The sequence below is a fragment of the Sebaldella sp. S0638 genome, from assembly GCF_024158605.1.
GTDB lineage: Bacteria > Fusobacteriota > Fusobacteriia > Fusobacteriales > Leptotrichiaceae > Sebaldella.
Window position 1 is genome coordinate 1 of sequence record NZ_JAMZGM010000066.1, and the last position, 21285, is coordinate 21285.

Below are 21285 nucleotides of genomic sequence, written 5' to 3' on the forward strand. Positions count from 1 at the left end.
ATAGATAAATCAATATATGAAAAACAAATCTTTTATTATATCAGATTTAATTTACAGACTTTCTTGCACACTCCCATGAATATAACAGTACCTTTTCTTTTTTATTCTACATCGAATATATTAAAACTAATTTTGCATAACAGCAGGATGTGATTTCAAGAAGTCTGTAAATATATTGCGTCATCCTTTTTCAATATCCGGACTATTCAGAACCACATCTGCATTATGACGTCTTCGCGTTCATTGCTGCCCATAAATTACCTCTTCTTAAAATTTATTTTTTATACTTTTCAAATCACTTTTTTTTATACTCAGGTCAAAAACTTTATCTTTAATTGTTATTATAATTTCTGAATATTCAGGATCTGCATTTATTTTTTCAAGATACCTTATGTAATTTTCAAGTCTGTCTAAAGCCTTTATACGATATTTTGCTATTTCGCCCACAGGTCTATAGCTTTTTTCTAAATTGTAGCCATCAATATCAAATCCTAATACTACAGCGGGTGTAATATTTATTCCCTCGTCTTTCTCATACTTTATGAGTTTTAACATATCCTCTATTTCAAATCTTATTTTTCGTTCGCACAGAACCTGCAGACACTGCAATTCTTTCTCTTTTACAAAAAAATCAGCTAACGGCTCAAAAAATTCACTCTCTTTATACCAACCTCCATGCGCACAGGAAATAAGTTCTTTATAGCGTTTTTCATCCAGCCACTCGTTAAAAACGTGTTTTGTCCCCTCCTGCCACACAGCTAAGGCTTTCTCTCTTTCTTCTGGTGTTTCGCTACTTTTTCTTTCTGTTGATATTCCTTTATCTTTCATCCATTTTCTGATTTCTTTGCTAAATTTTGTATAACTCAAATTATTCACCTCATTAGTTCATTGTATTGTCTTCTTATTCGAATGCCTGTCAATAAAAGGTTTCATATCATCTGCCATATTTTTATTTTTCAGAAATTTAGTATTTTTACAAAAATAATTATAAGAAGTATACCATGTCAAACAATATAACTCAATATTTTCTGTATTTATATTTAAGTATCTACTTTCTCCGACTCTCCAGCTAATAGTATTTTCATTTTTCACATACTCGTAAAGTCCGATAATATTTTAACAAATCCAATAAATTGTAAAAAAAGAAAGCTTATATAAATAAGCCCTTTTTTCCAAAACTTTATAATAAGTTACCGTCTGCATCAATTGCTTTGTAAGCAGGACGAATAATCTTTTTATCAAAAACAATCTGTTCAATTCTGTGTGCATTCCAGCTAGCTATCCTCGAAGTGGCAAATAATGGTGTAAACATTATTTCCGGTATATTCAATAATTTATATACAAAACCTGAATAAAAGTCTACATTTGCACAAATTTCAAAATCATCTCCCCTGATTTCCTTAAATAATTCTTTTGAAATTTCCTCTATATTTTTATACAAATTAAATTCTTCGGTTTTATTCTTGGAAACTGCCAGTTCTTCTGCCTTTTCTTTCAGTAATTCTGCTCTTGGATCAGAAAGAGTATATATAGCATGCCCCATTCCGTATATAAGACCTGATTTATCAAATGCTTCCTTATGAAGAATTTTTCTCAGATAGTCTCTTAATTTTTCTTTATCAGAATAATCTACATTTTCTTTTATATTATTAATCATCTTTGAAACCATAGAATTTGCCCCGCCGTGTTTTGGACCTTTCAATGATCCTATTGCAGCGGAAATGGCTGAATAAGTGTCAGTTCCCGTCGAAGATACCACATGCGAAGTAAATGTGGAGTTATTACCTCCTCCGTGTTCTGCATGAATAACCAAAAGTAAATCGAGTGTAGTAGACTCTATTCGTGAAAAATCATTGTTGTGTCTAAACATATACAATATATTTTCTGCTATACTCAGATCAGCCCGCGGATGATGTATTACAAGACTGTCATTAAAATGTTTATGTCTGTAAGCATTATAACTATAAGTCAAAATACTCGGAAATTTTCCTATTATACTTAGTGCCTGTCTTATCAGATTATTTAATGATGTATCATCAGGATTATCATCTATAGTATATAAACATAAAACTGCTCTCTGAAGCTGATTCATAAGATCAATACTCGGTTTTCTCAGAAGAAAATTTTCCGTGAATTCTTCCGGCAGATTCTGAAATTCATTCAGACTGGCAATAAAAAGATTCAGTTCAGCTGATGTAGGTACTTCCCCGAATAAAAGCAGAAACATAGTCTTTTCAAATGAAAATCTATCCTCTACTTTTAATATTGCAGCGAGCTTTTTCAGTTCATAGTCTCTGTAATAAAGTCTCCCTTCCTCGGGAATCTTCTTATTATTTTCTATTCTATATCCATGCACAGAACCAATTTTTGTGAGTCCTACCAGTACCCCTGTACCGTTTTGATGTCTAAGTCCCCGCTTTACATCGTATTTTTCATATAGTTCAGGCTCTATGACATTATTCTGATTTATAATTTGTGAAAGAGAATCTAAAAATTTGTCATCCATTTAATCACTCCCGACTATAATTTTTTTATTATTTCTGCTGTAAGTTCCTCTGTTGTTGCACTACCTCCCAGATCTGCAGTCAAAACTTCCCCTTTTTCCAAAACCTTTAAAACTGCATTTTCTATTTGTACCGCTTTTTCATTTTCTTTTATATATTTCAGCATATCTATTGATGTAAATAATAATGCCAGCGGATTAGCCTTGTTCTGCCCCGCTATATCCGGTGCTGAACCGTGAACTGCCTCAAAAACCGCAATATCTTCACCAATATTAGCTCCGGGTGCCAGTCCCAATCCCCCTACCAAACCTGCACAAAGATCAGAAAGAATATCTCCGTACAGGTTCATAGTTACTATTACCTGATATTTTTCAGGGTTCATTACCAGCTGCATACACATATTATCTATTATTACTTCTTCTGTTGTTATTCCCGGATAATCCTTTGCGATCTCCCTTGCTGTATCCAGAAATAATCCGTCTGTTATTTTTAGTATATTGGCTTTATGAACCACAGTTACCTTGCTAAGATTATTGGCTTTTGCATATTCAAAAGCTGCTTTTATTATTCTGCTGCTTCCTTTTTTAGTGATTCTTTTTACAGCAATAGCTGAAGTTTCCTGTTCATTTTCGTACTTCTCCTCACCAATATATAGCCCTTCTGTATTTTCCCTGAATATAACCAAATCAATATTTTCATATTTTGTTTTTATTCCGGGCAGAGTTCTTATTGGTCTGATATTTGAATATAGATCATATTTTTTTCTAAGGTACACATTTATACTTCTGAATCCTTTTCCTATTGGTGTTGTTATCGGCCCTTTCAAAGCAACTTTATTTCTCTCTATACTTTTATATAATGAATCAGGAATAAGTTCCCCTGTTTCATTAAAGACTTTTTCACCGGCATTTTCTAATTCAAATTCCACCTGTACACCTGCTGCTTTAAATATATCAGTTACACTTTTTGATATTTCCGGACCAATTCCGTCTCCCGGAATGAGAGTTACTTTTCTCATAATTCCTCCTCTTTTTGTTATGTATTAAAATTCAGAACTTGTTGCAAAGTTCAAATATCCGCCATATTCCAGTATTTTCTTTTCTCTTTCGGAACCTGTAAATCTGGCTTCAAATTCTATATTTTTTGTTTTATTTGATATTTTAAATATTCCTGTTTCCAATGATGATTTTGTATCTTTGAATTCCAGTTCATCATATTCATCTATTTTGTCATAATCTTCTGTATTAATAAATTCCAATGGAATTATCCCTGCATTTACAAGATTCGCTTTATGTATTCTTGCAAAAGACTTTGCTATTACTGCTTTTATCCCCAGATATAACGGAAGCAGTGCCGCATGTTCCCTGCTCGACCCCTGACCGTAGTTATCTCCGCCTATTACAATACCGCCGTTGTTTTGTTCTGCTCTTTCCTTAAAATCAGGTATTATTGTAGAGAAACAATATTCAGATAACTTCGGAATATTCGATCTAAAAGGTAAGAGTTTTGCATTAGACGGACAAATATCATCTGTAGTAATATTATCCTTTGTTTTTAGTATTACCTTTCTGACAAAATCATTTTCAAGAGGTGTATTTATAGGGAAAGGCTTTATATTCGGCCCCATAACTATCTCTACATTACCTCTTCCTTCATCTGATTCAGGCGGATAAATATAATAATTATCATATAATGCATATTTTTCAGGGAATTCTACTTTTATATCGTCTCCAAAAGTTCTCGGATCAGTAAAATACCCCGTTATTGACGATACTGCTGCTGTTTCAGTACTCACAAGATAAACTTCTGCGTTCATCGTTCCGCATCTTCCCTTAAAGTTTCTGTTAAAAGTTCTTAATGAAATTCCTTCAGATTTCGGTGCCTGTCCCATACCTATACACGGACCGCATGATGCTTCCAGAACTCTTGCCCCTGCTGCTATCAAAGTAGCCAATGCGCCGTTTTCTGATATCATATTCATTATATTGCTTGAACCTGGAGATAAAACAAGGCTTACATCCGGATGTACCTTTTTACCCTCAAGTATCTTTGCCAGTTTCATAAAGTCTGAATAAGACGAGTTAGTACAAGAACCTATTGCTATCTGATCCACTTTTATTTTCTCATCTTCGGGTATTTCATGAACATTATCCGGACTGTGAGGAAATGCTGCAAGCGGCTCCAACTCATTCAGGTTTACTACTAATTTCTCATCATACACAGCGTCACTGTCAGCCGAAAGCGGTATGTAATCTTCTTCACGGCCTTGCTTTTTCAGAAAGTCCAGAGTTTCTGCATCACTTTCAAAAATTGATGTAGTAGCTCCCAGTTCTGCTCCCATATTTGTGATTGTTGCTCTGTCATCTACAGATAGTGATTTTACACCTTCCCCTGTATATTCTATTACATAGCCTACTCCGCCTTTTACTGTAAGTTCTCTCAGAACATGCAGTATTATGTCTTTAGCAGATACCCACGGCTGTAATTTCCCTTTTAATTCTACATTATAAACTTTTGGAGCTTTCAGATAGTAAAGCCCTCTGGCCATACCAATTGCCACGTCAAGTCCTCCGGCTCCTATGGCAATCATTCCAAGACCTCCTCCTGTAGGAGTATGACTGTCCGAACCAATTAATATTTTTCCGGGCTTTCCAAACTTCTCAAGATGAAGTCTGTGACATATCCCGTTCCCGGGCTTAGAAAAAACAATTCCGTGTTTTGCCGCTGAAGTTTTTATAAATTCATGATCATCGGCATTTTCAAAACTCGCCTGCAGCATATTGTGATCAATATACGCCACTGATACTTCTGTTTTTACCTTATCTACATTCATTGCATTCAGCTGTAAATAAGCCATTGTTCCTGTAGAATCTTGAGTCAGAGTCTGATGGACTTTAACACAGATTTCTTCTCCCGGTTTCAATTCACCTTTCAGCAAATTTTGACCTAGTATTTTGTAAGTTAAACTTAGTCCCATTCTTCTTTTGTCCTCCAAAAATTTATTTTATTAATATTTTTATAAACCTAAACTTAAAATAATTATATATTAAATATTTCTGTTTTTCTGATTTCACTGCTTTTCAAACGGTAAAACGCATATACTACCCAGCTTTGCACTTTTACATAAACATAAATATAAAATATTCAAACATACGTTTTGTTTATGAATAATGACGGTAAGTATATATATAAATGATATATAAGATTATAAGGTTAAAAAGGGAGTTTGTCAAGAGGTATTAAGAAATAATATTATCATATTTACAGAGTTCATCTATTTTCCTGAATATTCCCTATCTTATCCTTATATGATAACAGTAAAATTTCTTACTTGTCAAGAAAAAACAAGAGCCTGATCATATTTTTATGTGCCTTTTTTTTAATTACTCACAGCCGGTATAAATTAAAGGCCGGACTTCTTTAAGCCCAGCCTTTTAATATAGCTAATTTCTATTATAAATTCTCAATTTTACATTATTAAGGTCATTAATCATAAAATACCCGTCTTTTATATCTAAATCAGGATACTTTAGTATTTTTTGCGCATTATTTTTTATATGTTCGAATCTTTCGCTGTCTACCTCATATTCAATCATTTCAAGCCCTGAATCATTTTCTTCCCCGGGCTTTGATATTCTTGAATCCCAGTGATTAAATGCAAAATGATGATGATATCCGTCATATGACAAAAATACTGCCTTGGGCATTACAGATGTCTTATTCAAAAGCAATATATCCTCATAAAATTTTCTTATTGCTGGAATATCTATCCCCTGCATATGAACATGTCCTACTTTTGTTCCCACAGGCATTCTAAAGTCTGAATTACTGCTAAGATAATAAAGTTCATTGGCATTTAGCTCCAAAGTCTCCATAATTACATCACCATTTTTATCATACTTCCAGTTATCCTCTTTTCTGTCTGCATATATTTCAATGCCGTTGCCTTCCGGATCATTAAGATAAATAGCTTCACTTACCAGATGGTCTGCTGCACCTACTCCCTCAAATTTTATTTCTATAATATGTTTAAGAAAGCCGGCAAGATCTGTTCGTTCAGGTAGTAAATACGCTACATGGTATAAATTTGCCGTTTCAGGCTTTCTGTAATTAATTTTGCTGTTTGTTTTCAGTATAAGCAGAGTATCTCTGTCTGTTCCGAGTTCTGTTTCTTCTCTACTTTGTTTTCTTACTTTCATTCCCAGAACATTTTCATAGAAAGCTGTCATTTTATCTATATCTTTTACTTTTAATATTATTTTGTCTATTTTCATCATAATTAACACCTCTTATATTTGTATAAGCAATTATAATTCTTTTTGAAACAATTGTCAAGTAAAAAGAGACGGTTCATACAAAACCTAAATAGTCCACTCATTATGCACAATAGCAGTAAGGTAATATTTACCTTTATATAACTCATATACAAGTCTCAGGCTTTTCCAGTCCAGATATGCATATTTTTCAGTTCCCGGAATATAATATTCTACAATTTCACTATCTGGAAAAATACTGTTGATATTTTCATAAGTATTACCAGTCCCCATTATACCGTCAAAATTTGGTTCATATTCTATATAATCAGAATCATAAATAAATCTGTCAAAATAGTCATCAAATGTAAGTAAAATACGTGCCCCTGTTCCATCATAGGTACCCCAGACCAACTCTGCATTTTTATCATAAATTTTCACCAGTTCTTTTTCATCAATAACCATATTTTCATTATTCTTTATATCTGAATACGGTGAAAACAAAATTCCTTTTTTGGGATGTACATATTCAGCCAGAGCGTTTACATCTCTTTCTTTGATTAACTTTATTACTATCTGATTTGTTTTTTTCAGTTCATAAATATTTTCTTCTGAAACTTTTGGTTTAGCTTTTGAAAAAGCTGCTATTGACATTATAAAAATACAAATTATTACAAAAAGACTCCTCAACTTATACATTTTTCCCTCCAAATATTTTATTATCAGCTGGAAATCTCCTCTAAAGGAAAATCTCCAGCTGTAGTGTTATTTTTATACTTTCAGGTCTGAATCTATCTTCTTTATTAAATGATTGTATCTCACCAGAATTGGTTCCACTTCTTCATTTATAAATGCTTCTGTCTGTTTATCCGCAAACCCTGTGAATTTTCCTGGCTCCAGAATATTGTCCAGTTTTTCAGGACTTACTTTTATTCTTCCGTCTTTTTTTATTCTTTCTATAAGATCATTTGAAAGTCCTTCCAGTTTTACTCTTTTTGTAGTTTCCATTGATAATTCCCTTACTATCTCATGGACTTCCTGTCTGTCCTGTCCGTTTTTCACAGCTTCCATAATTATATTTTCAGAAGCCATAAACGGAAGTTCTTTCATAATATTTGCCTCTATTACTTTTGGGTAAACCACTATTCCGTCAAGTATATTCAGCCAGATAATAAGAATGGCATCCACTGCAAGAAATGCTTGTGGTATAGATAAACGCTTATTTGCCGAATCATCCAGAGTTCGCTCAAACCATTGCGTAGAGTAAACCAAAGCTCCGTTCATAGATAAAGACATTACGAACTTGGCAAGCGACGATATTCTTTCACTTCTCATGGGATTTCTTTTATAAGCCATAGCTGAAGACCCTATCTGATTCTTTTCAAATGGTTCCTCAAGTTCTTTCAAATGCTGCAATAGTCTCATATCATTAGTAAATTTATGTGCTGACTGTGCTATATTCGAAAGAAGTTCCAAAATATGGCTGTCTATCTTTCTGTCATATGTCTGTCCTGTTACACCTTGTAATTTCTTAAATCCTGCTTTTTTCGTAACCATTTTATCCAGTTCTCTTACTGTGTCAAAATCACCGTTAAACAGTTCCTTAAAGCTGGCCTGTGTTCCTGTTGTCCCTTTCACTCCTCTGAATCTCAGGTTTTCTATACGGAATTCCAGCTCTTCAAAGTCTAAGAGCAGGGATTGCAGCCACAAAGTAGCCCTTTTACCTACTGTTGTCAGCTGAGCCGCCTGAAAATGGGTAAATCCCAGTGTAGGAAGCTCCCTGTAATCATATGCAAAATCTTTCATACTCTTTATCAGGTTTACCATTTTTTCTTTTATAATTTCCAGTCCGTCTTTTATCTGAATCAGATCTGTATTATCTCCCACGAAAGCACTTGTAGCTCCTAAATGAATTATAGCTCTTGCATTTACCGCCTGATCACCATATGCATGCACATGTGACATAACGTCATGTCTCAGCTTTTTTTCATACTCTTTTGCTGTTTCAAAATTTATATTATCCTCGAATTTTTTTAGTTCCTGTATTTGCGCATCACTAATTATATCAAGTCCCAGCTCTTTTTCACATTCAGCAAGAATTACCCATAATTTTCTCCATGTTCCAAACTTTTTTTCAGGTGAAAAATTACGCAGCATCTCTTTACTGCTGTATCTTTCTATAAGCGGATTATCATACACATCTTTTTTCATTATTACTTCCTTTCAATAAATATTAAATTTACCCGTTAAAAATCCCCTTTTAATACCTGAATTATAATTCTTTCAAATATATATTCTGAGTTCTTTCAGGACCTACAGAAACCATTGAAACCGAGCATCCTAAGAATTCCTCTATAAATTTAATATATTTTTTACAGTTTTCAGGAAGTTCATCATAATTTTTTATCTTGCTGATATCTTCTTTCCATCCGTCGAATTCTTCATAAATTACTTTTATCTCTTTTGATTTTCTCAGGTTCGGCGGATAATTCACATATCTTTTTCCGTCTATTTCATAAGCTACAGCTATTTTTACCTTATCAAAACTGTCTAATACATCCAGTTTAGTTAAAACTATATCTGTAAGACCGTTTATCATTACTGCATATTTTCCTATTACTAAATCCAGCCATCCGCATCTTCTTGGTCTTCCTGTGTTTGATCCGTATTCTCCCCCGATTTTTCTCAGAGTTTCTCCTGTTTCATTATCCTCTTCTGTAGGAAACGGCCCTTCTCCCACTCTTGTAGTGTAAGCTTTCATAACTCCCAGAACTCTTTCTATTTTTCTTGGTGATACTCCTGCTCCCACTGCTGCTCCGCCGGCTGTAGGTGATGAAGAAGTCACATAAGGATAAGTCCCGTAATCTATATCAAGCATCAAAGCCTGCGCCCCTTCAAAAAGAACAGTTTTATTACTGTCCACAGCTTCATTGACTTCACTTACTGCATCTATAATTCTGTGTTTGATCTTCTCAGCTAATTCCACATATTTTTTATATAAACTTTCCAGTTCGAAAGTTTCTTTTCCATATCTTTCCAGCATATCATTCTTATCTTTTATATTCCATTCCAGTTTATCCTTAAATCTGTCCAGTTCCAGCAGATCTCCGGTTCTTATACCATTTCTGGCTATTTTGTCTATATAGCAGGGACCTATACCTCTCTGAGTTGTTCCGATTTTATTTTCCCCTCTTGCTTCTTCTCTTGCTTTGTCTATTTCTATATGATAAGGCATTATCAGGTGAGCCCTTTCATCTATAAATAAATGATCCAGATTTTTACCTCTTTTTTCCAGCTCTGCAATCTCTTTTAGAAGTACTTCTACATCTACTACCACTCCCGGTCCTATTATGCATTTTCCTTTTGAATTGATTATTCCAGAAGGCAAAAGCTGCAGTATAAATTTCTCATCATTAACTACCACAGTATGTCCTGCATTATTTCCGCCCTGAAATCTGACAATATAATCAGCTTTCGGCGCCAGTACATCTATTATTTTCCCTTTTCCTTCGTCTCCCCACTGCGTTCCTACTACTACATAAGTATTCATATATATTCCTCCTATTTTTTCTTTACAATTCCTACATAAGGCAGGTTTCTGTGCTTCTGAGCATAGTCTATTCCATATCCGACTACAAATTCATCAGGAATCTGGAATCCTATATAATCTACATTTATATCTACTTCTCTTCTTTCGGGTTTATCAAGCAAAGTACATATTTTCATGACTTTTGGATTTCTCAGTTTCAGTGTTTCTGCCACTTTTTTCAGTGTATACCCTGTATCAATGATATCTTCCACGATTATCACATTTTTCCCCTCTATTAGTTCCTCCAGATCCTTTTTTATCCGTACTTCCCTTGAGCTCTCCATACTGTTTCCGTAACTGGATACAGTCATAAAATCAATTTTGGCATCCAGAGTGAGCTCTCTTGCGAGATCAGACAAAAAAATCACAGAACCTCTCAAAAGACCTATTAAGACTATTTCTTCACCGTCAAAATCCTTGTTTATTCTTTCAGCAAGCTCTTTAACTTTTTTGTTTATCTCCTCTCTCGAAATCAAAACATCTACATCATATTCCATTACCATACTCCTTTTTGTTTTATCTAAATTTATCTCATAAAAAAACTCTAGTATGCACTTATAGCTCTAGAGTTATATGAATTTATTTATTTGTTTATACCTTAAAACTATCTCAGGTTTTGAGACATTATCAAAAAATATACTTTTATACATCTTTGATTTTTCCGCCATTCTTCTCACCATTCTTATTAATAGTTTACAATATATATTAACAAATTAATTATTCATTTGTCAAGGAAATAATTAGTAATAAAATACACGTTATCTTATTGATTTTCTTGAAATAAAGGGGCTGGATTATCTGGAAATCTACAGATTACGTATTTTTCTGCTGAATTCTTTTACATAATAACATTTTTTTACTATTCCTTCGCATTTCAAATCCCTGATATTAGTAATCATAATATCTACATATTTTTTGTTAAAAGATCTCAAAAACACTCTTTCATTCATTATATGCAGTTCTCTTACATAAAACTTATCCATAAATTTAAAAATACAGACTTCATTGCGTAACTCAAAAATACTGTCAGGCACGTCTGACTCTATTACAAGATAAGAACCGTCAGGAATATTTCTTGCCTCCAGACTCTGCATACTCTGGTCTTTCATCTTTATTACATATGTATCGCTTTCTCTATGATTATATAATTCCGTGGCATCATAGAGTTCCTGAATGTCGTTAAACTGAACATATTCAAAGGAAGAAACGCCTATCATCTTATAATCTATAAAATGAACCCTTTCTATCTCATAGTTCTTGTCCAGAAAATCTGCCATCTTAAAAAGCTCAACAGCATTCAGACCGTAAATCTCGGCTAATGTATGCAGAACCCTCGGCGATATTGATCTGATTTTGCCGTCTTCCAGCTTTTTTAATGATGTAAAATTGTATTTCACCCCCTTGTGATTAAGATACATTTCTACTTGTCTGAAAGAATACTCCTTTTCCAGTCTTGCTTCTTTCAATATCATAACAAGTTTTTCAAAATTATCCATATCCCCTCCTCAAGTATTATTTTACAACATTTTAAGTAAAATTTTTATACTTTTTATAAAAAATGTTGACCTTAATCTACTTTTATATTATAAATTAATTACAAAATAACCAAAGGGGCCGTAATAAATGTCGAGAGACGGACTGTTTTCACTTTATCTTATTAACAAGCTTCTTGAAAGAGGAATGATATGTATCAATTCCTGTGAAGATGACTTAAAGACAGAGAAATTCTATCTTGAAGTTGGTATTATTATACAAGATATTTCGGAAAATTTCAAGCTTGTTTAGTAAGTCTGATCCTGAGAATTCAGGATCATTTTTTTTATTTTCATCATTTTTATTTATTTAATTATTAATATAATTTCATTTTATTTTAGTGTACTATTTGAGAGAACTCTAAAAAAGATATTTATTAACGTCTGATAATATATTGTCTAATTATGGAAAATTGGATAAATAAAAAAGACTGCCCTAAAATATCAACCCGCTGATATTATATTAATATCCTGCAGGTATCTATTTTAAGGCAGCCTGTATATTTTATCTGTCGACGAGGTCTGCTTTCAGTACCTTGTCTCCTTTTGCTATCCAGTAAAGTTTTTCATATTCTCTTGCGGATCTTATCCATGAGAAATCCAGATTCATGTTTCTCTCTATAAGTTTGTCCCATACTCCTTTATCATTAAAATAATATCTTTCGGCACGCCTTATAGTATAAAGCATATCATCTGCATTGAAATTAGCAAATGTAAATCCGTTTCCTTCTCCTGTGTACTTATTATAAGATGAAACAGTATCTTTTAGCCCGCCTGTCTCCCTTACTATAGGTATAGTTCCGAATTTCATTGCTATCATCTGACTTAAACCGCATGGTTCATATCTTGAAGGCATCAGGAACATATCACTTCCTGCATAAATTTTATTTGCAAGTACCGGATCATAGCCCAGTTTTATCTTAAACTTAGAAGGATGTTTCTTTTCCAGATCCCAGAAGAATTCTTCGTATTCCTTGTCGCCGCTTCCGAGAATCACCAGCTGTACAGGATCTTTCAGCAGTTCTTCTACGCTGTGTCTTACGAGATCCATCCCTTTTCCTTCTACAAGTCTTGTAATCATAGATATTATAGGAGTTTCAGCAGACTCAGGCAGTTTCAGCTCCTGCTGGAGGAACATCTTATTCTTTGCCTTGTCTTTTCTGGTGTAGAGATTATAATTTACATATATACTGCTGTTTCTTTCAGGATTAAAGTAAATTACATCAATCCCGTTTAAAACACCGTATATTTTTTTTGATGTAGTCATATCTTCCAGACCTTCACTAAAGTAAGGGTATTTAATTTCTTCGGCATAAGTTTTACTTACAGTTGTGACTATATCAGCATATTCCATACCAATTCTCAGAAAATTCATGCTTTCACCTTCTACATCATAGCCTAATCTGTGAATTGATGTTTTGGAAAATTTACCCTGATACATTAAATTATGTATTGTAAATACTGTTTTCATATTAGTAAAAAATTCATCACTCAAAATATAACGTTTCTTCAAAAAGAACGGCAATAATCCTGTCTGCCAGTCATTGCAGTGTATTATATCAGCTTTAAGCTGTATTTTTCTTAAGAATTTTAGTACTATTTCACAAAACATACTAAACTGTACATCTTCATCATCGCATCCATATACCTGCGGACGCTCAAATAACTCCTTATTCTCCACAAAATAATAGATCACATACCCCTCTACTATTTTATAAATATTAAATATTTTTCCGCTATACTCAACCGAAATTACGTGTTCCATCTTTCTTGTATAAATCTGTGAAATCTGTGAATACTTCGGCATGATTACACTTACATCATGACCTATTCTGCTCATTTTTCTCGGAAGCGAATACATTACATCCGCAAGTCCTCCGGTTTTGAAAAATGGAAACACTTCTGATGCCACATAAACTACATTCATAAATTATCTCCTTAATGTTTCTCCACTTTTAATCAATTTATTCTTATCATCTATTTTTGCCCTTGTACAAATACGCACATTTCTTTCCACCACTGTTCCTTCAGGTATTATTGTGCTTCTCCCTATTACTGATATGCCATTTTCCAATAATTCGGGCTTTTCTTTATTTGCTGTCAGATCGTCACCGTGTCCGATCAGACAATTTTTGCCAATATAAACTTTTTTATCTATTATTACTGTATCCAGATGAGAATTCTCATCTATATATGTATTATTAAAAATAATACTGTTTTTTACTGTTGCACCTTTTCTGACAGTAACTCCCGGACTTAACACAGAATTCTCTACACGTCCTTCTATTTTACATCCGTTACATACAAGACTGTTCAGCACACTTCCTGTTGCTCCTATTCTCACAGGTGCGAGATCCTCACTTCTGGTATAGATTTTCCAGTCCTGATCATAAAGATTTATTCCCACCTCTTCGGATTTCTTGATCAAATCCAGATTTGCCTCAAGATAAGAATCATAAGTTCCCACATCCATCCAGTAACTGTCGTATGTATGTGTAAACACCTTTCTTTCATCTTCTATCATCTTAGGAATCACATGTTTTCCGAAATCAAGATCTTCCTCTGACATATCTTCCAGATATTTTATCAGAACATCTGTGTTAAATATATATATACCCATTGATGCTAAATCAGATTTTGCCTCTTTTGGTTTCTCCTCAAACGAGATTATTTTCGAATCTTCATTTACCTCGAATATCCCAAATCTGCTTGTCTCTTCCATAGGAACTCTTTTTACTGCTACAGTAAGCTCGGCATTGTTGTTTATATGATCTGTAAGCATCCAGTTGTAATTCATTTTGTAAATATGATCTCCAGAAAGAATAAGCACATATTTTGGCTCTTTCCTCTTTATAAATTCAATGTTGTCTTTAATGGCATCTGCTGTTCCCATATACCATTTTGAGTGTCCGTTTGGCTTTTCGTGAGGCTGAAGCAGTGTTATACTCGTATCTCTTCTGTCAAAATCCCACGGCCTTCCCGAACCAATGTGTTCATTAAGCGAAAACGGCATGTATTGCGTAAGCAGTGCTACATTATAGATATGCGAATTAGAGCAGTTACTTAGTGTAAAATCTATTATTCTGAATTTCCCTGCAAATGGTACACTGGGTTTCACACGCTTTTCTGACAGAATGTCCAATCTCGAGCCTCTTCCGCCTGCCAAAATCATAGCTAATATTTCCATATACTATCCCTCCTTAAATTTATGCCTCTTACTATATTATACCCTACTTTTATTACATTTCATAAAGTATTATAGATTTTATTGCAAAAAAATGTTAATATGTTAGAAATAACTTTATTTCTGAGGTACAAAATTATGAAAAAAAACGTTAACTTATGGTCATTATTCCTGATATTTTTCAAAATAGGCTTTTTTACTTTCGGAGGCGGCTATGCTATGATCCCTGTGTTTCAAAGGGAAATTTCCACTAAGAGAAAATGGATCGACCCTGACGAAATTATTGATCTTTTTACTATAGCACAGTCTATACCCGGAGCAATAGCTGTTAATACTTCTATACTTATAGGATATAAACTAAAGAAAAATATCGGTGCATTTGTTACGACAATGGGGATTGTTCTCCCGTCGTATATTACAATTACTGTTATTGCTTATTTCTTCGATTCTGTAGAAAAAAACATTTATGTTCAGACAGCAATGAGAGGAATTAACGCAGCTGTGGTGGCACTTATTGTTGTTGCCTGTATTTCAGCTTATAAATCCGGAATCAAAGACAAACTTGGAATTATACTTCTGTTTTTATCAGTAATAACAGTAAAATTTCTGGGATTAAATCCGATTTATGTAATTTTATTCGGTATTTTACTTGGTGTATTTATCTATTATTTCTTTAATAGTAAGATGAAAGAAAAATTCAATGATAAAAAACCATCAGATGAGGAGGTACATAATGAGTAAAATCTTACAGCTTTTTATATCATTTTTTAAAATTGGTTTAGTCAGTTTCGGAGGCGGTTATGTTATTATTCCAATGATTGAAAAGGAAATAATATATACGCATAACTGGATAGACAGCTCTACTTTTGCTAATATTGTAGGTATAGCAGCAGTTACCCCGGGACCTATTTCACTAAATACAGCAACATTTGTAGGAAACAAAATGTTTGGCATATTCGGCGGAATGGTAAGTACTACCGGGGTTGTACTGCCGTCATTTATCATAACACTTTTTATATCTGGTTTTTATTTTAAAAATAGTGATCAGTTAATACAGAAAACTATTTTCTATGTTCTGAAACCTTTGATAGTGGGTTTGATTTTTCTTGCTGCGCTGAATCTCTCAGCTCCGGCTTTTATACATATTAATAAGTCTATTGATTATGTATCTGTAATTTTGTTTGGATTTTCATTTTTATTACTATTAAAAAGTAAAATACATCCTATATTAATTATTTTTATTTCAGCAGGACTAAGCCTGTTAATTAATTCATTAATATGGCTGTTTTGATAAAATAAAAAATTTTATTATGAAATTTCATTTTACAAAGTATTATATCATAAAAATATGTAAAAGGTCTATTTAATATATTCAAAATTATTTTTATCTTTGGATACCCGGATAAGCCCAAATTCCCGACACTCTGAATAAATCTCTGAAAATAACCAGTGTTTCAGTTTCTTCCACTTTCATTGCATCATTAAGTGTCTTGTAATCCAGATATACCAGATTATCCACTGTTATTTTCATTCCTGCATTATCTGTAGCTTCCTGCAGTAATGCAGTCCCTCTTCTTATATGACTTGCACTTGTTATTAATATAACTCTTTTAGGGTTATATTTTTTTAATATTTCTGTTGAATAAAGTGCATTTTCTACTGTATCCCTTGCTTTGTCCTCAATAATAATCCTGTCGGCAGCTATTCCTTTATCAGCAAGCCAGTTTTTCATAAGATAAGATTCTGTAAGCCCGCCCTTTTGCACACCGCCTGTTACTATAATTTTTGCATTAGGATTCAGCTTTGCAGCTTCATATGTCTGTTCCAGTCTTTTTATCAGAACCTCATTCATTGTCCCGTCATTATTAAGTGCATAGCCCAACGTTACTATAAAATCTGCATTTTTATTTTCTGCTTTTACATTTAGTTTCATTTTACTTACATTTTCTATATTTTTGAATTTTTTCAAATAAGCTTCTGTTTTTTGCGGGTCTGTTTTTTTCAATGCTGCTATATCTTTATTATAAGTAACTAAATCATTAATTGCTTTAGAATACCCCGCATGCAGAATCCCGGCATCAAAATTCTTAGGATCCAGTTTCAAAATTTCTTCATAAGTAGCAAGTGCTTCTGGCACCTTTTTCTGAATTATTTGTGTAGAAGCTACTGAAAATTTCAGATTAAGTCTTTCAGGATCAAGTGTACTTGCTTTCTTGAAAGACTCTTCTACTACATCGTATTTTCCTTTTAGTGTAATTCCCTTAAAAAATTCCTCTTCCACCTTTTTCAGGTCTCCGCCGTTCCAATAATAATAAATTCCTGTCTGAGCAAGTTCATCAATCATTTTTTGATTTTCAAAATTTGTAACACATGGTTCAGCAAAATAAATACTAAATAATAGTAAAAAACCTAATAATTTTTTCATACATCACCTCTATAATTATATTTTTTTCAGCCTGAACTTTTGCCAAGGCTGTATCTGATCAATAAATCTAAAATTACTGTTACTTATTCTTCCTATTACATTGGTATTACCTTCGTTTTCAAAATCTTTCAGAGCTATATGCAATTCGCCTTTGTATCTGGAATAATTGGAATTTTCTATTAGAACATCACCTTTTTTCACACTTCTTGTATTATTTGGTTTGATTTCAAATTCTTTATATTTTACTCTTGGGAGTGTAGAACATACTGTATACTCACTTCTGTCTCCCCTGAAAAAATGCAGTTCTTCAAAAGCTATTTTTTCTTCTGTAGTGCTTATTTCTGTTTCCAGTTCCACATCAAGAACCATAAGACCTTTATTAATTTCGCTTAATTTTTTTAATTCTTCTTCACTTGCGAAGCAGTTTGCTATTATTACGTCATCTACAAGATTGGTATAGAAAAGATCTTTTGCCTGTACATCTACAGGAAGGAATCTATGCTCTTCAAGCGAACACAATCCTTCGGAAACCGGCCACGGTCCGAAATCAGCCGAATGTGAACTAATAAATGCTGCTACTCTTATCCCGTGTTTTTTGAACTGTTCAGATCCCTTCAGGAATTGCTCCTTTGAAAGACCTGATCTCTTTTTAGGATAAAAATTATGACAGCCTAAAAGCATATGTTTATCAGGATGATAGGAAATAATATTATCAAGGTAGCCTGTTACCTGGCTTGCATTTAATTCTATCATAAGATTATAAGGGTTAAAAGTCATAAGAGATTCCTCATTACCCGAAAAACCTTCATCAAGCCTGATACCGTCCACACCCATTTCATAAAAAAAGCTCAAATCATCATATGATATACCAAATTCATGAAATATATTAGGTGCTACATCAGCAATTACCTCAAAATTATATTTCTTGGCATGCATGATCATATCTTTAAAATCCTGCTTTATTTTTTCTTTATCCCCGTCAGCTGACAGTAAACATGTAAAAATTCTGCTAAAACCATACTTTGCTGCTAATTCTATATATTTCTTATTCTCATCCAGTTCCGCATGTTCCGGATACACGGATATTCCCAGTTTTCTCATTTGCTTCTCCCTTCACTATATTTTTTATGAATTTAACACTATATATATTATAATATATTTTCAAAAAAACTTCTTCCCATATTTTTAGTTATGGGAAGAAGTCCGGGTTTTCTATATATTTATTCAGGTTACTGACTAAGCTTCTTGAGCTGCTTCCTGTTTATTTAATATATCTGCATATGCTTTTAGGAAAGGCAGATATAATATTGTCGATAATACCACAAGGAGTGCACTTAAAACAAAAGCCATTACATTAAAGTTCGTAGCTAATAATGCTGCAATCGGGCTTGGTGTTGTCCATGGTACCAGAGTTACTATTCTTCCTACCAGCCCTGTTTTTAGACATATCCATGCTATGGTAGCATTTATCATTGGTACACATAGGAATGGAATGAACAATACCGGGTTCATAACTATCGGTGCCCCGAAAATTACCGGTTCGTTTATATTGAAGATTCCCGGAACTACGGAAAGTCTTCCTATGGATTTCATATGGGCATTTTTAGATAAGGCCATTGCTATTGCCAGTCCTATTGTTGCCCCTGATCCTCCGAGATATACAAATGCATCAAGGAATCCACCTGCAAAAATTCTTGGTATTTGCTGCCCTGCTTGCAATGCTGCCTGGTTTTCAGCAAGATTACTCAATATAATCGGGTTTATAACTGCTACTACGACGTTTACTCCGTGAAGTCCGCAGAACCATAATAAGTGTACTATCAGAAGTATGAATAATACAGCCGGAAGAGTATCCGAAGCTTTTATTATCGGTCTTACTATTCCCATAAGCAGTTCAGGTATCATTACATTTGCCTTGCTTTGTACAAGAATACTAAGCGGCTGGAATATAATTATTACTACAACTATAGGCATCAATAATTCAAACGATCTTGCTATTGCCGGCGGAACTGAATCAGGCAGTTTTATTACAAAACCTTTCTTTAACATAAATCTGTATATCTCTATTGCTATAAAGCCGCCGATTATAGCTGTAAACAATCCGCTTGCATCCAGATACCTTCCATCCATGACAGGCATCCATCCGCCTTCTGCTATATGAAATAATGCCGGTCCTCCTGTTGCTTCTCCTATTGGCAGCCAGTCAAACTTTGCCCCCATTATAAGGAAGGTAAATAATGATAGAAATCCTCCTGTAATGGCATTAAGCTCATACTGCTGTGAAAGACTGTATCCTATTCCAAACGCTACAAATATAGACATTATTCCCATACTTACATAAAACGGCTGAACCAAAGACGCTTTGTGAAGAGCCATAAAGTCACCATACCACTGTACATACATAGGGTTTTTTACACCTTCTGAAAGTTCTGGAGCTCCTATTGGCAGATTTACCAAAAGTAATACTACCGACCCTACTATCAAAAACGGCATCGTATAAACAAACGAATCTTTTAAAGCTGTTAAATGCTTATTTGTTGCTAATTTTGTTGCAATCGGCATAAGATGTTTTTCCAAAAACGCAGTAAATTTTTCCATATTATTTTCTCCTTTTCATAATCTATATATGCTTGATCTCCATAAATTAATTAAGTTAATTAATTTATTCGACATAACTTTAACCAAGAAATATATATTCCTCTACAATTTTACCTATTAGAAAGCGTAACTAAGCTGTCCTGTCCACCACCACATGTTGATATCTTTTCCGTCAGATGTATGTCCCGGAGTTACAAGTTTTCTATCCTGGTCATCATATGCAAGTCCAAGGAAAAGGCTCATTTTATCTGTTATTTTAACATTTCCGAGTAATTCGTATCTAATTCTACCACCAAAATCAATATCATATCCTGTGTCTGTACTTGGCTTATTTCTTAAATTTTTATCAAGAGTAACTCTTATTCTTGGCATGATATCTATTCTGTCAGTAACTTTGAAAGTAGCCATCAATCTGAACTGCTCTTCTGTCATTCTGTAACTTTCATAATATTCCCCAGTTGTATAAATAGTTGGTCTTAATGATATTTTGTCTGTTATTTTGAATGTAGGTCCGAAATCACCTTCCCAATAGTTACCGTGATCTCTTCCAGATCCGTTTACATATCCTGTAACAGGGTCTACTTTGTCAAATTTATCTTCGTCATGACCTCCTACAAGCCATCCTGAGAAGTATCCTTTAAAGAAATCAAAATCTGTTCCTAATTCTACTCTGTCTCTTGTTGCAGAATTATACCAAGTTGATTTGTCGTAATCTCTGTCTCTGTTTTCAGATCTGTACTTGAAATGCACTCCTAATTCCGGAATAACCTGATATCTTATTTTGTAATCTACTCTCATAGTGTCATAATCAGGTGAATTCCAATCTCCGCCCCATCTTCTTTCTGCTGCTAAATCAAAATTCCATTTTCCAAGCCCGGCATTAAATCCTACTCCCCAGAATAAACCGTCTTCGTAAGAACCGCCGATAAGAGGTGATCCGTTATCGAAATCCTCTCTTTCAATATAAGTTCTAACCAAAAATTTCCATTCAGGCTGCCCCGGCACCAGAATCTGTTTCAGGTCTTCATCGCTTAATCCTCTGTCATCACCATTAGCTGCATACGATACCCCGCATGTTACCGCAATAAGTCCTAATAAAAATAATAATTTTTTCATGTGATATTACCTCCTTGTATAATATGTTTGTAGTTAAAAAAGCTAAATTAACTACTTAAAATCTTTGTTACTTTATGTAATAAT

At 33.7% G+C, this 21285-nt stretch carries 19 protein-coding genes; 3 read left to right on the top strand and 16 right to left on the bottom strand.

Annotation, left to right across the window (positions count from 1 at the left end; translation table 11 throughout):
• Nucleotides 1-267 precede the first annotated feature (267 nt).
• The 10 genes from NK213_RS15250 to NK213_RS15295 form a co-directional block, all read right to left on the bottom strand.
• Nucleotides 268-867, bottom strand: a complete 600-nt coding sequence (locus tag NK213_RS15250) for a hypothetical protein (RefSeq protein ID WP_253350527.1) — start codon at nt 865-867, stop codon at nt 268-270.
• A gap of 313 nt (nt 868-1180) precedes the next feature.
• Nucleotides 1181-2506, bottom strand: coding sequence for a citrate/2-methylcitrate synthase (locus NK213_RS15255; protein ID WP_253350529.1), 1326 nt, complete (start codon nt 2504-2506; stop codon nt 1181-1183).
• A 14-nt stretch (nt 2507-2520) separates the two neighbouring features.
• The gene (locus NK213_RS15260; RefSeq protein ID WP_253350531.1) at nt 2521-3522 is read right to left on the bottom strand and encodes an isocitrate/isopropylmalate dehydrogenase family protein; all 1002 of its coding nucleotides are present in this window, start codon (nt 3520-3522) and stop codon (nt 2521-2523) included.
• Nucleotides 3523-3546: 24 nt separating this feature from the next.
• The gene (locus tag NK213_RS15265) at nt 3547-5481 is read right to left on the bottom strand and encodes an aconitate hydratase (protein ID WP_253350533.1); all 1935 of its coding nucleotides are present in this window, start codon (nt 5479-5481) and stop codon (nt 3547-3549) included.
• 466 nt (nt 5482-5947) lie between these two features.
• The gene (locus tag NK213_RS15270) at nt 5948-6781 is read right to left on the bottom strand and encodes a VOC family protein (protein WP_253350536.1); all 834 of its coding nucleotides are present in this window, start codon (nt 6779-6781) and stop codon (nt 5948-5950) included.
• Between the two features lie 84 nt (nt 6782-6865).
• Nucleotides 6866-7456 (bottom strand): hypothetical protein, encoded by a 591-nt coding sequence (locus NK213_RS15275; RefSeq protein WP_253350537.1) that lies wholly within the window; start codon nt 7454-7456, stop codon nt 6866-6868.
• A gap of 72 nt (nt 7457-7528) precedes the next feature.
• Nucleotides 7529-8968 (bottom strand): adenylosuccinate lyase, encoded by a 1440-nt coding sequence (gene purB, locus NK213_RS15280; RefSeq protein ID WP_253350539.1) that lies wholly within the window; start codon nt 8966-8968, stop codon nt 7529-7531.
• A gap of 61 nt (nt 8969-9029) precedes the next feature.
• On the bottom strand, nt 9030-10307 hold the full coding sequence (locus tag NK213_RS15285; RefSeq protein ID WP_253350541.1) for an adenylosuccinate synthase: 1278 nt from the start codon (nt 10305-10307) through the stop codon (nt 9030-9032).
• An 11-nt stretch (nt 10308-10318) separates the two neighbouring features.
• Complete coding sequence (gene hpt, locus NK213_RS15290) at nt 10319-10843, bottom strand: hypoxanthine phosphoribosyltransferase (protein WP_253350543.1); 525 nt, start codon at nt 10841-10843, stop codon at nt 10319-10321.
• A gap of 309 nt (nt 10844-11152) precedes the next feature.
• Nucleotides 11153-11842 (bottom strand): S24 family peptidase, encoded by a 690-nt coding sequence (locus NK213_RS15295; RefSeq protein ID WP_253350545.1) that lies wholly within the window; start codon nt 11840-11842, stop codon nt 11153-11155.
• A gap of 127 nt (nt 11843-11969) precedes the next feature.
• Here NK213_RS15295 and NK213_RS15300 point away from each other — a divergent pair, with 127 nt between their 5' ends.
• On the top strand, nt 11970-12131 hold the full coding sequence (locus NK213_RS15300; RefSeq protein WP_253350547.1) for a hypothetical protein: 162 nt from the start codon (nt 11970-11972) through the stop codon (nt 12129-12131).
• Between the two features lie 252 nt (nt 12132-12383).
• Here the strand turns inward: NK213_RS15300 and NK213_RS15305 are convergent, their stop codons facing one another.
• Together NK213_RS15305 and NK213_RS15310 are read right to left on the bottom strand one after the other, a co-directional pair.
• Complete coding sequence (locus NK213_RS15305; RefSeq protein WP_253350549.1) at nt 12384-13805, bottom strand: glycogen synthase; 1422 nt, start codon at nt 13803-13805, stop codon at nt 12384-12386.
• Nucleotides 13806-13808: 3 nt separating this feature from the next.
• On the bottom strand, nt 13809-15065 hold the full coding sequence (locus NK213_RS15310) for a glucose-1-phosphate adenylyltransferase (RefSeq protein ID WP_253350550.1): 1257 nt from the start codon (nt 15063-15065) through the stop codon (nt 13809-13811).
• 135 nt (nt 15066-15200) lie between these two features.
• Between NK213_RS15310 and NK213_RS15315 the strand changes: the two genes are divergently transcribed.
• The gene (locus tag NK213_RS15315) at nt 15201-15803 is read left to right on the top strand and encodes a chromate transporter (protein ID WP_253350552.1); all 603 of its coding nucleotides are present in this window, start codon (nt 15201-15203) and stop codon (nt 15801-15803) included.
• Nucleotides 15796-16353 carry a chromate transporter gene (locus NK213_RS15320; protein WP_253350554.1) on the top strand — a complete coding sequence of 186 codons (558 nt, stop codon included), beginning with the start codon at nt 15796-15798 and terminating at the stop codon, nt 16351-16353. The genes NK213_RS15315 and NK213_RS15320 overlap by 8 nt, the downstream gene beginning before the upstream one ends.
• Nucleotides 16354-16446: 93 nt before the next feature.
• Here NK213_RS15320 and NK213_RS15325 read toward each other — a convergent pair whose 3' ends face one another.
• The 4 genes from NK213_RS15325 to NK213_RS15340 all read right to left on the bottom strand — a co-directional run bounded on the left by NK213_RS15325 (nt 16447) and on the right by NK213_RS15340 (nt 21201).
• The gene (locus NK213_RS15325) at nt 16447-17487 is read right to left on the bottom strand and encodes an ElyC/SanA/YdcF family protein (protein ID WP_253350556.1); all 1041 of its coding nucleotides are present in this window, start codon (nt 17485-17487) and stop codon (nt 16447-16449) included.
• 15 nt (nt 17488-17502) lie between these two features.
• On the bottom strand, nt 17503-18588 hold the full coding sequence (locus NK213_RS15330; RefSeq protein ID WP_253350558.1) for a DUF871 domain-containing protein: 1086 nt from the start codon (nt 18586-18588) through the stop codon (nt 17503-17505).
• Nucleotides 18589-18723: 135 nt separating this feature from the next.
• Entirely contained in the window at nt 18724-20085 is a 1362-nt protein-coding gene (gene celB, locus NK213_RS15335; RefSeq protein ID WP_253350560.1) for a PTS cellobiose transporter subunit IIC, read from the bottom strand.
• A 117-nt stretch (nt 20086-20202) separates the two neighbouring features.
• Nucleotides 20203-21201: a hypothetical protein gene (locus NK213_RS15340; protein WP_253350562.1), complete on the bottom strand. Its 999-nt coding sequence runs from the start codon at nt 21199-21201 to the stop codon at nt 20203-20205.
• Between the last annotated feature and the right edge of the window lie 84 nt (nt 21202-21285).